General features: G+C 63.2%; 11 protein-coding genes and 1 pseudogene. 5 read left to right on the forward strand and 7 right to left on the reverse strand.

The window, feature by feature from the left end:
- Window positions 1-47: 47 nt before the first annotated feature.
- Together EGJ09_RS08670 and EGJ09_RS08675 are read right to left on the reverse strand one after the other, a co-directional pair.
- Window positions 48-1,412, reverse strand: a complete 1,365-nt coding sequence (locus EGJ09_RS08670; RefSeq protein ID WP_125923622.1) for a GTPase/DUF3482 domain-containing protein — start codon at window positions 1,410-1,412, stop codon at window positions 48-50.
- Window positions 1,405-2,796: a DUF2868 domain-containing protein gene (locus tag EGJ09_RS08675; RefSeq protein ID WP_125923623.1), complete on the reverse strand. Its 1,392-nt coding sequence runs from the start codon at window positions 2,794-2,796 to the stop codon at window positions 1,405-1,407. The genes EGJ09_RS08670 and EGJ09_RS08675 overlap by 8 nt, the downstream gene beginning before the upstream one ends.
- 56 nt (window positions 2,797-2,852) lie before the next feature.
- On the opposite strand from EGJ09_RS08675, the gene EGJ09_RS08680 reads away from it, so the two are divergent.
- Window positions 2,853-3,368 carry a dihydrofolate reductase gene (locus EGJ09_RS08680; protein WP_046787018.1) on the forward strand — a complete coding sequence of 172 codons (516 nt, stop codon included), beginning with the start codon at window positions 2,853-2,855 and terminating at the stop codon, window positions 3,366-3,368.
- A 34-nt stretch (window positions 3,369-3,402) separates the two neighbouring features.
- Here EGJ09_RS08680 and EGJ09_RS08685 read toward each other — a convergent pair whose 3' ends face one another.
- The gene (locus EGJ09_RS08685) at window positions 3,403-4,794 is read right to left on the reverse strand and encodes an L-cystine transporter (protein ID WP_125923624.1); all 1,392 of its coding nucleotides are present in this window, start codon (window positions 4,792-4,794) and stop codon (window positions 3,403-3,405) included.
- A 334-nt stretch (window positions 4,795-5,128) separates the two neighbouring features.
- On the opposite strand from EGJ09_RS08685, the pseudogene EGJ09_RS08690 reads away from it, so the two are divergent.
- A pseudogene (locus tag EGJ09_RS08690) lies at window positions 5,129-5,401 on the forward strand (haloacid dehalogenase-like hydrolase); the annotation flags it as partial.
- A 382-nt stretch (window positions 5,402-5,783) separates the two neighbouring features.
- Here the strand turns inward: EGJ09_RS08690 and ilvD are convergent.
- Window positions 5,784-7,625 (reverse strand): dihydroxy-acid dehydratase, encoded by a 1,842-nt coding sequence (gene ilvD, locus EGJ09_RS08695; protein WP_125923625.1) that lies wholly within the window; start codon window positions 7,623-7,625, stop codon window positions 5,784-5,786.
- Between the two features lie 479 nt (window positions 7,626-8,104).
- Between ilvD and mgtE the strand changes: the two genes are divergently transcribed.
- Window positions 8,105-9,160 carry a magnesium transporter gene (mgtE, locus tag EGJ09_RS08700; protein ID WP_125923626.1) on the forward strand — a complete coding sequence of 352 codons (1,056 nt, stop codon included), beginning with the start codon at window positions 8,105-8,107 and terminating at the stop codon, window positions 9,158-9,160.
- Window positions 9,161-9,199: 39 nt separating this feature from the next.
- Here mgtE and EGJ09_RS08705 read toward each other — a convergent pair whose 3' ends face one another.
- Window positions 9,200-10,396, reverse strand: coding sequence for a class I SAM-dependent rRNA methyltransferase (locus EGJ09_RS08705; RefSeq protein ID WP_046787023.1), 1,197 nt, complete (start codon window positions 10,394-10,396; stop codon window positions 9,200-9,202).
- A gap of 209 nt (window positions 10,397-10,605) precedes the next feature.
- Here EGJ09_RS08705 and EGJ09_RS08710 point away from each other — a divergent pair, with 209 nt between their 5' ends.
- Window positions 10,606-11,424, forward strand: coding sequence for an HDOD domain-containing protein (locus tag EGJ09_RS08710; RefSeq protein ID WP_174141113.1), 819 nt, complete (start codon window positions 10,606-10,608; stop codon window positions 11,422-11,424).
- Window positions 11,425-11,427: 3 nt separating this feature from the next.
- Window positions 11,428-12,240: a bifunctional DNA-formamidopyrimidine glycosylase/DNA-(apurinic or apyrimidinic site) lyase gene (gene mutM, locus EGJ09_RS08715; RefSeq protein ID WP_115273352.1), complete on the forward strand. Its 813-nt coding sequence runs from the start codon at window positions 11,428-11,430 to the stop codon at window positions 12,238-12,240.
- 58 nt (window positions 12,241-12,298) lie between these two features.
- Here mutM and EGJ09_RS08720 read toward each other — a convergent pair whose 3' ends face one another.
- On the reverse strand, window positions 12,299-12,550 hold the full coding sequence (locus EGJ09_RS08720; RefSeq protein ID WP_009683359.1) for a YfhL family 4Fe-4S dicluster ferredoxin: 252 nt from the start codon (window positions 12,548-12,550) through the stop codon (window positions 12,299-12,301).
- Window positions 12,551-12,657: 107 nt separating this feature from the next.
- Window positions 12,658-13,137 (reverse strand): pantetheine-phosphate adenylyltransferase, encoded by a 480-nt coding sequence (coaD, locus tag EGJ09_RS08725; protein WP_039601221.1) that lies wholly within the window; start codon window positions 13,135-13,137, stop codon window positions 12,658-12,660.
- Window positions 13,138-13,196: the final 59 nt, after the last annotated feature.

The following is a 13,196-nucleotide window of genomic DNA, read 5'->3' on the forward strand; positions in this document are numbered from 1 at the left end:
AAACCTGAGGGCGCGGGTTTACCCGCGATCAGGCTGGAACAGGCAGCTCAAATCTGCAATACCAGTGCTTCCAGCTGTTCCTGCCGCTCAGTCTGGTTCACTCGCGCTCCCGGATTGAGCGTCGACCACTGCGGATGCGCCCGCGCTTTGCTCAGCGCCTCGGGAAGCTTGCCTTCACGCCAGGTTTTCTCGTCCGGCTCATTCAGGCGAATACTGTTCTGTGCTGCATGCCCGCGGCTATCCAGTGCTGCCATCAACTGTTGCTGACGCAACGCCAATAGCCGCAACACCGTATCGTCCACCGTCAGCTCGCGCTGGCCCTTCAGTTTGCCCATCAACCGTGCGCCATAGTTGCGTGCAGTCTGCAGGGCTCCGCCGGCAATGGCTCCGGCCAAGGCGGCAGCACCGAGCGTAAGGCCACCGACCAGCAAGTCGACCCCCGCGCCGGCCGCAGCCCCTGCCGCCACGCCGCTGCCCAGGCGTACGCCCAATAGCTTCAAGGTTTCGGGGTTGAACAGGTCATCGCCCCAGCGCCCGTTCAACAGCGGCAGGTCACCGGCATTGGCATCTTCGCGACGGAAACCGTAGAGCTTCAGAAGCGCTTCGACGCAGCGCTGTTCTCGCTGGCGCACCTCCTGGCGCAAGGCCTCGATGGCCTTGGCTTCAGCCGCTGGTTCAGCTTCGACGCTGCGCCGACATGCTGCGCAGTCGAGCAGCAGCTCAGCGATCAGCCGTTTACCGCTGTGCTGGCGGGCCAGCCGCTGTGCCTGCTGGTCGTCGATCAGCCGCTGCAGGGCGGGGCGGGCGTCTTCCAGCAGCAATGCCAAGCTCTCGTAAAGGCGGCGCTCGCCGTCTTCAGGGGGCGCAACGCTGTCGAACCTTACCAGCGCATGCAGCCCGAGGCGGGCCAGGGCCTCGCGCCATTCAGGTTCGCGATGCTGGCTGCTGGCGACGAAGTTGAGCACCGGCAGCAATGGCTTGCCGCAACTGGCCAGCACCTCCAGTTCGTCGCGGTATTTGGCCAGCACCGGCTCGCGCGCGTCGATCACATACAGGCCGGCATTGCTTGCCAGCAACTGGCGCAGCACCTTGGCTTCCTGCTCGAAGCGCTGGCGTGCTTCGCTGCCCTGCAGAAAGCGCTCCAGCCGTGCCGGGCCGTCCAGGCGCTCGCCCGGCCGTTCGAGGCGTTCCAGGTAGTCGAGCAAGGCAATGGCATCTTCCAGCCCGGGGGTATCGTAGAGCTCAAGCAGCGGCTCACCGTCCACCGAAAGGCGCGCGCCCTCGACGTGGCGGGTGGTGCTCGGGCGATGAGACACCTCACCGAAGCCGACATCGCGGGTCAGGGTGCGCAGCAGCGAGGTCTTGCCGACATTGGTGTGGCCGACCACGGCCAGTTTCAGGGGCTCAGTCATGGCCATGCTCCAGCCAGCTCATGGGGGCGGTGTCGGCGTGGGGCAGGCCCAGGCGGTCGAGGGCTTCATGCCAGTCCCCCAGGCGCTCGGCGTCCAGGACCTGGCCTGGGGCAGCCTGCAACAACCAGATGCGCGTGGCACCGGCATTGCGTGCCAGCTCTGCCAGAAGTGCCAGGCTGCCGCGGTCAGGTGAGCGGCGGGGGTCGCAGGCGATGGCCAGGCGTGCAGGAGGGAAGCGGCTCAGCTGCTCGAGCAGCCGGTTGCGCGATTCCCGGCTGTCGAGTACGCCGGCGTCGGTCACCCCCTTGGCCAGCGCAGGCGGCCATGGGCGCTGGTCGTCCAATTCGAGGCCGACCAGCAAGGCTCCACTGCTGCCGGTTTCCAGTTGACCTGCCTGGAACTGTGGCAACGCTTCGGGGGCGGAGTCCTGCACACCAATCCGTTCGCTGCGGGGCATCAGTGCATCGCGCAGTTGGGCATAGCCGGGCAGGCTGAGGTCCAGGGCCAGGCGTCGGCGACCTTGGTACCAGCGCCAAAGGCACAAGCCAGCCAACAGCAGGCGCGGCAGCAGGCCATAAACCAACACTACGCCCAGCAGCCAGCTGGCCCAGGCCTGGCGGGCGATATCAACGGCAAGCTGGGTGTCGCCGCTGGCGCGGATCATGCCCTCGTCCGGCACGGCAAAGCCGAGCAATGAGGGCAGGGCACCAAGCGTTTGGGTAAGGGTGATGAAGGGCTCGGGGGCGAGCAGGGTGGTTTCCCAGACGAAGCCGTAGCGCCGGGTGGCAAGCAACACCAGCAGCAGTGTCAGCGCACTGAGCATGGCCGCCAGCCACAAGCTGTGTACGAGCAGGCCAAGCAACCAGCGGTTGAGGCGCTGGCGCTGCAGTAGCACCAGCAGTGCTGGCGCCAGGTGTACGGCCTTGGCGTCGCGCGCGAAGCGTTCGCTCAGCCAGAGCCACAGCCGTCCGAGGCTGGCGCCATGTTCGCCACTCAAGGCCAGCCCGGCGGCCCAGCCCAGAAGCATCAGCAGGTTGAGCCCGAGCAGGCTGCCCAGCGCCCAGAACACGTTGACCGGGCGCAGGCCATCGCCGAGGGCGGCAAAGGCAAGGCCCGCGCCGCTGAGTATGGCCAACAGCAGCAACGCCAGCAGGGCCAGGCGTGCGCCTTGTTTCCAGTGCTGCAGGGCAGTGGTCATGCCATCGCGTTCTGCCAGGAACAGTGCGCGCGCTTCGATGCGGGCTGCCAGGTCGCCGCCCTGCTGGCGGGCGTGGCGGTTGGCTTCCTGATCCTCCAGGGGGCCGGCGTGTTCCTCGCGCAGGCGCACCGCTTCGGTGAGCCAGCGCTTGTCCAGTGGCGTATGTCCAGTCACAGGGTATTCCATTGCACACGGTTCAGGGCGCAAGCATAACCCACCATGGGTTTGCTATCCTCGCCGGCATGACTACTTCACTCCCCCTCAGCCTGATTGCGGCCCTCGCCGAGAACCGCGTCATCGGCATCGACAACACCATGCCCTGGCACTTGCCGGGGGATTTCAAATATTTCAAGGCCACCACCCTGGGCAAGCCGATCATCATGGGCCGCAAGACCTGGGACTCGCTGGGCAGGCCGCTGCCGGGGCGCCTGAACATCGTGGTCAGCCGTCAGGCCGGCTTGGTGCTGGCCGGCGCCGAAGTGTTCGCTTCGCTCGAAGATGCGCTGGAGCGCGCTGAGCAGTGGGCACGTGAGCAGGGTGTTGACGAACTGATGCTGATCGGCGGGGCGCAGTTGTACGCTCAGGCCCTGGAAAAGGGCTTGGTGAGCCGTATGTATCTGACCCGGGTGGAGCTTTCGCCGCAAGGGGATGCGTGGTTCCCGGAGTTCGACAAGGCGCAGTGGCAGCTGGCATCGAGTGAGCCGCAGGCAGAAGCGGACAAGCCTGCGTACCACTTCGAGGTGTGGGACAAGTCTTGAAGTGGTTGGGGCTGCGCACGCAGCCCCGCCTATATCAGGATTGGCTCAGCTCGGCATGCTCTTCGCCGGCCAGCACATCCTTGTCGGTTTCTTTCAACAACTGGCTGGTCACCACGCCCGCCGTCATCGAGCCGTTCACGTTCAAGGCTGTTCGGCCCATGTCGATCAGCGGCTCAACCGATATCAGCAGTGCCACCAGCTCGACCGGCAGCCCCATCGCTGGCAGCACGATCAGCGCTGCGAAGGTCGCACCGCCGCCCACGCCGGCAACGCCAGCGGAACTCAAGGTCACGATGGCCACCAAGGTCGCGATCCACAGCGGGTCGAAGGTGTCGATACCCACTGCCGGGGCAACCATCACCGCCAACATGGCCGGGTAGAGCCCGGCGCAGCCATTCTGGCCAATGGTTGCACCGAACGAGGCGCTGAAGCTGGCGATCGACTGTGGTACGCCCAGGCGACGGGTCTGCGCCTCGATGTTCAACGGGATGCTCGCCGCGCTGGAGCGGCTGGTGAAGGCGAAGGTCAGCACCGGCCATACCTTGCGCAAGAAGCGCAGCGGGCTGACGCCGGTTGCGGCCAGGATGATGCCGTGCACCACGAACATCAGGCCCAGGCCGATGTACGACACGACGACGAAACTGCCGAGCTTGAGGATGTCGTCCAGGTTAGAGCTGGCCACCACTTTGGTCATCAGCGCCAGCACGCCGTACGGGGTCAGCTTCATCACCAGGCGCACCAGGCGCATTACCCAGGCCTGCAGGGTATCGATGGCCGAGAGGGCGCGTGCGCCCTTCTCGGAGTCATCCTTGATCAGCTGCAGCGCGGCCAGCCCGACGAACACTGCGAAGATCACCACGCTGATGATCGAGGTCGGCTTGGCCCGTGCCAGGTCGCCTACCGGATTGCTTGGGATGAACGAAAGCAGCAGTTGCGGGATGTTGAGGTCGGCGACCTTGCCGGCATAGTCACTGTGGATGGCCTGCAGGCGTGCGCTTTCCTGTACGCCTGCCACCAGCCCCTCGGCGCTCAGGCCGAACAGATTGGTCAGGGCGACACCGATCAGCGCAGCGATGGCAGTGGTCAGCAGCAGTGTGCCGATGGTCAGGACGCTGATGCGGCCAAGCGCGGAGGCGTTGTGCAGGCGGGCCACGGCGCTGAGGATCGAGGCGAAGATCAGCGGCATGACGATCATCTGCAGCAAGCCGACATAGCCGTTGCCGACCAGATCCAGCCAGCCGATGGTGGCCTTTAGTACCGGGTGGCCGGCACCGTAGAGGGTGTGCAGCACCAGGCCGAAGCCCACACCCAATGCCAGGCCGAGCAGGACTTTCTTGGCCAGGCTCCAGTCGGTATGGCGAGTTTGCGCCAGGCCCAGCAGCAAGGCCAGGAACACCAGCAGGTTGAGAGACAGCGGCAGGTTCATTGAAGCTCCAGGAAAAAGCAGAAGAGGCATCGCCTCTGTGAGCGATTGCGAACGGAAATGCTAACAGCCTGAAAACAAACGAATTTATACCCAAAGGTAATTTGCTTAGTCGTTTATGGAATAACAGGTGGTCGCAAATAGCAATGAACACGACGTTTACAATTGTATGAGCGTCGCAGTGGAGGGGCGCTCGGGTGGTTTGATGGTCTAGTTTTTCCCGATCATTTCAGGGGATTCGTACATGAGGTTTGCTCCGAAAGCCTTGGCCATCGGTTTGTCCCTGCTGTTCAGTATCGAAAGCGGAGCCACTGAGCTCAAGCATTAGCCAGCCGAGGCGGCCAAGCAGGCGGCGATCCTCACGTATATCGATGAGTGGAAGAAGAGGGTGCTGGTGGGCGGTGATACCCCGGCCAGTGATGGCTACATGCAGTTTCAGGGCGTGGATATTGACAGGGGCGGTATCCACCTGTGGATAAACCGCAAGGCCAAGAACATGGACCAGTTGAACGGGATGATCGCCAGGAACGCGGCGGCCCAGGCCAAGGCGGGGTTGCCTGTGACAGCGGACAAGAACTGGGTGATCGTCACGCCGAAGCAGATTCAGTAGGCCATTGGATGCCTGTGCAGGCCCACATGGACCGCGCAGTTCCTGAGGTGTGCGCTGTACCTGTGGGAGACTCTATGGTTATCAGCAAGCCATTTTCGCGCCTTTGGTGACCTATTCGTTCTGATTTTTCCTCAGGGCGAATGCCACTCGTGCGAATTTTCTAGCCAGGATTATCTTTGCGGGGCTTTCTTTTGAGTCTTGCATCGGATTTACCGGCCCTATCGCCGGCAAGCCGGCTCCCACTGGGTTTGCGCTGAGCTTGAGAGCAGCGGGGTACCTGTGGGAGCCGGCTTGCCGGCGATAGGGCCGCAAAGCGGCCCTAAATCACTTGACTGCCTGGCACTAGGGCTCAGGGGGCCGGTTTCTTCACGTCATCAAGGCCTCACAGCCCTTCAAGCATTGCCTTGTTGCGCACAGCACCCTTGTCGGCACTGGTCGCCAGCAGGGCGTAAGCTTTCAGCGCGGTGGTCACCTTGCGTGGGCGCACTTCGGTCGGTTTCCAGCCTTTCTTGTCCTGCTCCACGCGGCGTGCAGCCAGCTCTTCATCACTGACCTGCAGGTTGATCGAACGGTTGGGGATGTCGATCAATACCTTGTCGCCGTCACGTACCAGGCCGATGGCGCCACCAGCGGCGGCTTCTGGTGAGGCATGGCCGATCGACAGGCCCGAAGTACCACCCGAGAAGCGGCCATCGGTGAGCAACGCGCAAGCTTTGCCCAGGCCTTTGGATTTCAGGTACGAAGTCGGGTAGAGCATTTCTTGCATGCCCGGGCCGCCTTTCGGGCCTTCGTAGCGGATGATGACGATGTCACCGGCCTTCACTTCGTCGGCGAGGATGCCGCGCACCGCGCTGTCCTGGCTTTCGAAGATTTTAGCGTTGCCTTCGAACACGTGGATCGACTCATCGACACCTGCGGTTTTCACCACGCAGCCGTCCAGGGCGATGTTGCCGTACAGCACGGCCAGGCCGCCTTCCTGTGAGTAGGCATGTTCGAAGCTGCGGATGCAGCCGTTTTCACGGTCGTCGTCCAGGGTTTCCCAACGGGTCGACTGGCTGAAGGCCGTCTGGGTCGGAATACCCGCCGGGCCGGCTTTGAAGAAGGTGTGCACCGCCTCATCGTCGGTCTGGGTGATATCCCACTTGGCGATGGCCTCTTCCATGCTGCGGCTGTGTACCGTAGGCAGGTCGGTGTGCAGCAGGCCGCCGCGGGCCAGCGAACCGAGGATGCTGAAGATGCCGCCGGCGCGGTGGACGTCTTCCATGTGGTACTTCTGGATGTTCGGCGCCACTTTGCACAGCTGCGGCACTTTGCGCGACAGGCGGTCGATGTCACGCAGGTCGAATGCCACCTCGCCTTCCTGCGCTGCGGCCAGCAGGTGCAGGATGGTGTTGGTCGAACCGCCCATGGCGATGTCGAGCATCATGGCGTTTTCGAACGCCTTGAAGTTGGCGATGCTGCGCGGCAGGACCGACTCGTCGTTCTCGCCGTAGTAGCGCTTGCACAACTCGACGATCGTACGGCCGGCGGTGAGGAACAGCTGCTCACGGTCGGCGTGGGTGGCCAGGGTCGAACCGTTGCCAGGCAAGGCCAGGCCGAGTGCTTCGGTCAGGCAGTTCATGGAGTTGGCGGTGAACATGCCGGAGCAGGAACCGCAGGTCGGGCAGGCGCTGCGCTCGTACTCGGCAACCTTTTCGTCGGAGGCCGAGGAGTCTGCAGCAATGACCATGGCGTCGACCAGGTCCAGGCCGTGGCTGGCCAGTTTGGTCTTGCCCGCTTCCATCGGGCCGCCGGACACGAAGATCACCGGGATGTTCAGGCGCAGGGCGGCCATCAGCATGCCGGGGGTGATCTTGTCGCAGTTGGAAATGCACACGATGGCGTCGGCGCAGTGGGCGTTGACCATGTATTCCACGGCGTCGGCGATGATCTCGCGGCTGGGCAGGGAGTACAGCATGCCGTCATGGCCCATGGCGATGCCGTCATCGACCGCAATGGTGTTGAACTCTTTGGCCACGCCACCGGCGCGTTCGATCTCGCGGGCGACCAGTTGGCCCAGGTCCTTCAGGTGCACATGGCCCGGGACGAACTGGGTGAACGAGTTGGCGATGGCGATGATCGGTTTCTTGAAATCTTCGTCCTTCATCCCGGTGGCGCGCCACAGGGCACGGGCGCCGGCCATGTTGCGGCCTTGGGTGGAAGTCTTGGAACGATAATCAGGCATGAAGCACTCCTGGCGGCTTAATCAGGTCACAAAAAGGGGAGTGAGCTTCTCTTTTCCTATGCGCCTTAGGCCGGTTGCCACTGGCACGGATGGGGCCGAAGACACAACGGGATCGCCGCGTGCTCGACCAGAGCTCATAAACCCGCCGGGGATGACTGGCGATGAATAGCCCGATTCTACACCGCTGGCGCGGCGAGGGAATGGCGATGTGTCTGGGCGGTGGCTTGGGGAGCATGACCGGCACTTTGTAGGACCGATCTGAAAAGCCCGGTGCGCAGCTGACAGGTGCGCATTGGCTGCTTATTATCCGCCGCGCCGCATGTGCGGTATCACGAGACAACACCTCAATGGACCTTCCCAGTTTCAGTTCATACAGAACCTGCAAATTGGCACTGAGCGCGCCGTCGCCAGGGCTTCCGAAGGCTTGAGCTCGTGTGGCTGAGGTTTACGGGTGCCTGCGTCGGCGCCTGGAGAATCTCATGCAACACACTTCCGATTTCGTCGTTTCCCCGTTCGACCTGCGTCAGGCTGCACAGGCGCGTCGTGATGGCCTGCTTCATCCTGAAGGCTACCCCGAGGGCACAGCCGGTTACCTGATGACCAGCGAGTATTCGTGTCTGGATGCCGGCCTCACTGCCAGCCAGGCGATCGACATGCTGCGCCGCGAGGCCGCAGATGCCGAAACCATCTATCAGTCCTATGTGCTCGACGAGAAACGCAACCTGCTGGGTTCGCTTTCCCTGCGCGAGCTTATCCTTGCGGCGCGTGAACAGCCGATCGAGCAGCTCATGGTGCGCAAGGTCATCTGCGTCTGTACCTCGACCCGCCAGGAGGAAGTGGCGCGGTTGATCCGCGAGCACGACCTGCTGGCGGTGCCGGTGCTGGATGAGGCCGGCCGTTTGGTCGGCCTGGTGACCTGCGATGACGCACTCGATGTGGTCGTCGAAGAGGCTACCGAGGACTTCCACAAGGGCGCCTCCATCACCAACCACGTGGGCAATCTCAGGGACGCCACTGTCAGCCTGCTGTACCGCAAGCGGGTGCTGTGGCTGGTGCTGCTGGTGTTCGGCAATCTGTTTTCGGGGGCGGGGATCGCGGCATTCGAGCAAACCATTGCCGCGCATATCGTCCTGGTGTTTTTCCTGCCGCTGTTGGTGGACAGCGGTGGCAACGCGGGCGCGCAGTCGGCGACATTGATGGTGCGTGGCTTGGCAACGGGTGAGGTGGTGATGCGCGACTGGTTGCGCATGCTGGCACGTGAATGCGCTGTGGCGCTGGCGCTGGGCGGCACCATGGCAGTGGCGGTGGCATCGCTGGGGGCGCTGCGCGGAGGGGCGGATGTCGCCTTGATCGTTGCCAGCAGCATGCTGGTGATCGTCCTGCTGGGCAGCCTGATTGGCATGAGCCTGCCCTTCATGTTCACCAGGCTCAAGCTCGACCCGGCCACTGCCAGCGGGCCGCTGGTGACCTCTATCGCCGATGCGGCAGGGGTGCTGGTGTATTTCGGTATTGCTTCTTACGTGCTGGGCATCTGAGGCACCCAAGGGGCCGCAGCGCGGCCCCTTGGACGTGAATCAGCTGTTGGGCAGCAACCGGCAGGTAATGCTCTTGATATAGCGGGTTTCAGCGATGGCCGGGTGAACCGGGTGGTCCGGGCCCTGGCCGCCGCGTTCGAGCATTTGCAGGTTGCGGTCCAGGTGGCGGGCGCTGGTCAGCAGGATGTTGTTCAGGTCGTCTTCGGGCAGGTGCATCGAGCACGAAGCACTGACCAGGATGCCGTCCTTGGTCAGCATGCGCATGGCCTGTTCGTTGAGGCGGCGGTAGGCGGCTTCGCCGTTTTTCAGGTCTTTCTTGCGCTTGATGAACGCGGGTGGGTCGGCAATGATCACATCGAAGCGCTCTTCAGCGGCCTTCAGCTCGCGCAGAGCCTCGAACACGTCGCCTTCGATGCAGGTCAGTTTTTCGCTGATGCCATTGAGCGCGGCGTTACGCTCCACGCCATCCAGTGCAAAGCCCGAGGCATCCACGCAGAACACTTCGCTGGCGCCGAATGCGCCGGCCTGCACGCCCCAACCACCGATGTAGCTGAACAGGTCGAGCACACGCTTGCCTTTGACGTAGGGCGCCAGGCGCGCGCGGTTCATGCGGTGGTCATAGAACCAGCCGGTCTTCTGGCCTTCGCGTACTGGCGCTTCGAACTTCACGCCGTTTTCTTCCAGCGGGACCCAGTCCGGCACTTCGCCGTAGACGGTTTCGACGTAACGCTGCAAGCCTTCGGCGTCACGGGCGGCGGAATCGTTCTTGAACAGGATGCCGCTGGGCTTGAGGACCTGGACCAGGGCGGCGATCACGTCGTCCTTGTGCAGTTCCATGGTGGCCGAGGCCAGTTGCACCACGAGAATGTCGAAGAAGCGGTCGACCACCAGGCCCGGCAGCAGGTCGGAATCACCATAGACCAGGCGGTAGCACGGCTGGTCGAACAGGCGCTGGCGCAGGGACAGGGCGACGTTGAGGCGGTGTACCAGCAGCGACTTGTCCAGCGGCAGCTTGGCATCGCGTGACAGCAGGCGGGCGCAGATCAGGTTGTTCGGGCTCAGCGCCACGATACCCAGCGGCTTGCCGTTGGCGGCCTCGAGGATCGCCTGTTGGCCGGCCTGAAAGCCCTGCAGCGGCGTCGCGGTGACATCGACTTCGTTGCTGTAGACCCACAGGTGGCCGGCGCGCAGGCGGCGGTCGGCATTGGCTTTGAGGCGAAGGCTGGGCAGGGACATGACGTCGCTCCGGGAAAAAAGAGCGGGAGTATAACCGGTTGGCCCTTGATTCGGTGCAGGGTACGACAAACTGCCCTGCCTGTTCGCGGGCACAAGCGCTACAAGTCGAGCGACCTACAGGGTTAGAATCCCCCGTCCTCAACGAGTATGTACGTATGTCCCAAGAACTCAGCGCCGAACAGATCCAGCAAGCCTTGCAAGGCATTACCATCCCGCCGCAACCGCAGATCATGGTCGACCTGCAGTTCGAGCAGTACATGCCCGACCCGGACCTGGAAACCATCGCCAAGCTGATTTCCCAGGACCCGGGCCTGTCCGGTGCCTTGCTCAAGCTGGTCAACTCGCCGCACTTCGGGCTGTCCAACAAGATCGGTTCGATCCAGCGTGCGGTGAACCTGCTGGGTAGCCGTTCGATCATCAACCTGATCAACGCCCAGTCGATCAAGGGCGAAATGAGCGACGAGACCATCGTTACCCTCAACCGCTTCTGGGACACGGCCCAGGACGTTGCCATGACCTGCCTGACACTGGCCAAGCGCACCGGCATCCAGGCGGCGGACGAGGCCTACACCCTCGGGCTGTTCCATGATTGCGGCGTCCCGCTGATGCTCAAGCGTTTCCCCAACTATATGGATGTACTGGAGGAGGCCTACGCCAAGGCTGATGCGCAAACACGCGTGGTCGACACCGAGAACCGTGCATTCAACACCAATCATTCGGTGGTCGGCTATTTCACCGCCAAGTCCTGGCGCCTGCCGGAGCACATCAGCGCGGCCATCGCCAACCATCACAATGCCCTGGCCGTGTTCCGCGAGGAGTCGCCGCGCAACACCCAGAGCCAGCTGAAGAACCTGCTGGCGGTGCTGAAGATGGCCGAACACATCTGTGCGTCCTGCCGGGTCTTGGGCAACCAGCATGTCGACCATGAGTGGAATGCGGTCGGCCCGCTGGTACTGGACTACATCGGTTTGTCGGAGTACGACTTCGAGAACCTCAAACAGACCATTCGCGAGCTGGGCGGGCACTGATTCATGCCGGAATTACCCGAAGTCGAGACTACGCGGCGCGGTATCGCACCGCACCTGGAAGGCCAGCGGGTCAGCCGCGTGGTGGTGCGAGACCGGCGCTTGCGCTGGCCAATCCCCGAGGACCTGGACGTGCGTTTGTCCGGGCAGCGTATTCTCAGCGTCGAGCGGCGCGCCAAGTACCTGCTGATCAATGCCGAGGTCGGCACCTTGATCAGCCATCTGGGCATGTCGGGCAACCTGCGTCTGGTGCAGATGGGGCTACCGGCGGCCAAGCATGAGCACGTCGATATCGAGCTGGAGTCGGGGCTGATGCTGCGCTACACCGACCCACGCCGGTTCGGTGCCATGCTCTGGAGCCTCGACCCGCTCAATCACGAGTTGCTGCTGCGTCTGGGCCCAGAGCCGTTGACCGACCTGTTCGACGGCGAGCGTCTGTTTCAGCTGTCGCGCGGGCGGACGATGGCCGTCAAGCCTTTCATCATGGATAACGCGGTGGTGGTGGGCGTGGGCAATATCTACGCGACCGAGGCGCTGTTTGCCGCCGGTATCGACCCGCGCCGTGAGGCGGGCGGAATCTCCCGTGCCCGTTACCTGAAACTGGCCATCGAGATAAAGCGCGTGCTGGCGGCAGCCATCGAGCAAGGGGGTACGACCTTGCGCGATTTCATTGGCGGCGACGGGCAGCCTGGGTATTTCCAGCAGGAACTGTTCGTGTACGGCCGGGGCGGAATGCCTTGCAAGCTGTGTGGCACTGCCTTGCGCGAGGCCAAGCTTGGGCAACGGGCCAGCGTTTACTGCCCGCGTTGCCAGCGTTGAATGGCATGGCCCAATCGCCGGCTAGCCGGCGATTGGGCCATCAGGAGCAGCGCAGCGTTCAAGCCTTGCCGGTAATCCGGCGGTACTTGGCCATCAGCTGCTCTTCGGTTTCCGGGTGCGCCTCATCCAGCGGGATGCAGTCGACCGGGCAGACCTGCTGGCACTGCGGCTCGTCGTAGTGACCCACGCACTGGGTGCACAGGTTCGGATCGATCACGTAGATCTCTTCGCCTTGGGAGATGGCCTCGTTCGGGCACTCGGGTTCGCAGACGTCGCAGTTGATGCAATCGTCGGTGATTATCAGGGACATGGGGACTCCGGCCGGGGCTCACCGCCCGGGCATGTTCAACGCAATGGGCACAATTGTGCCGCATTCGCGCCCGCAGTGCACGCGGGCGCGATAATCAGCGCTCAGGCTTACTTCTTGAAACGCTCAGTCAGGGCCTCGGCCACCACCGGGTGCACGAACTTGGTGATGTCGCCGCCCAGCGCTGCGATTTCCCGGACCAGGGTCGAGGAAATGAACGAATAGCGCTCCGAAGGCGTGAGGAACAGGCTTTCGACCTCTGGCGCCAGTTGCCGATTCATGTTCGCCAGCTGGAATTCGTATTCGAAGTCGGACACTGCCCTCAGCCCACGCAAGAAGACGTTGGCGCCCTGTTCCTTGGCAAAATGCGCAAGCAGGGTGGAGAAGCCGATGACTTCGACATTGGGCAGGTGCCTGGTGACCTCACGGGCCAGCGCTACCCGTTGTTCCAGCGGGAACAGCGGGTTTTTCTTCGGGCTGGCTGCCACTGCGATGATCACGTGGTCGAACAGCCGCGAGGCGCGCTCGACCAGGTCGCCATGGCCCTTGGTAATAGGGTCGAAAGTACCCGGGTACAACACTCGGTTCATCGCGTCATCCTGGCTGGAGTGCGTTGGGGAGTCGGATGGTAGCGCAGCGATTGCGCCCG

The sequence above is a fragment of the Pseudomonas sp. p106 genome (genome assembly GCF_003936645.1).
GTDB classification, from domain to species: domain Bacteria; phylum Pseudomonadota; class Gammaproteobacteria; order Pseudomonadales; family Pseudomonadaceae; genus Aquipseudomonas; species Aquipseudomonas putida_E.

Coding starts and splice junctions, on each gene's coding strand:
- EGJ09_RS08670 (WP_125923622.1), bottom strand. CDS start 1,412: ATGACTGAGCCCCTGAAACTGGCCGTGGTCGGCCACACCAATGTCGGC.
- EGJ09_RS08675 (WP_125923623.1), bottom strand. CDS start 2,796: ATGGAATACCCTGTGACTGGACATACGCCACTGGACAAGCGCTGGCTC.
- EGJ09_RS08680 (WP_046787018.1), top strand. CDS start 2,853: ATGACTACTTCACTCCCCCTCAGCCTGATTGCGGCCCTCGCCGAGAAC.
- EGJ09_RS08685 (WP_125923624.1), bottom strand. CDS start 4,794: ATGAACCTGCCGCTGTCTCTCAACCTGCTGGTGTTCCTGGCCTTGCTG.
- ilvD (WP_125923625.1), bottom strand. CDS start 7,625: ATGCCTGATTATCGTTCCAAGACTTCCACCCAAGGCCGCAACATGGCC.
- mgtE (WP_125923626.1), top strand. CDS start 8,105: ATGCAACACACTTCCGATTTCGTCGTTTCCCCGTTCGACCTGCGTCAG.
- EGJ09_RS08705 (WP_046787023.1), bottom strand. CDS start 10,396: ATGTCCCTGCCCAGCCTTCGCCTCAAAGCCAATGCCGACCGCCGCCTG.
- mutM (WP_115273352.1), top strand. CDS start 11,428: ATGCCGGAATTACCCGAAGTCGAGACTACGCGGCGCGGTATCGCACCG.
- EGJ09_RS08720 (WP_009683359.1), bottom strand. CDS start 12,550: ATGTCCCTGATAATCACCGACGATTGCATCAACTGCGACGTCTGCGAA.
- coaD (WP_039601221.1), bottom strand. CDS start 13,137: ATGAACCGAGTGTTGTACCCGGGTACTTTCGACCCTATTACCAAGGGC.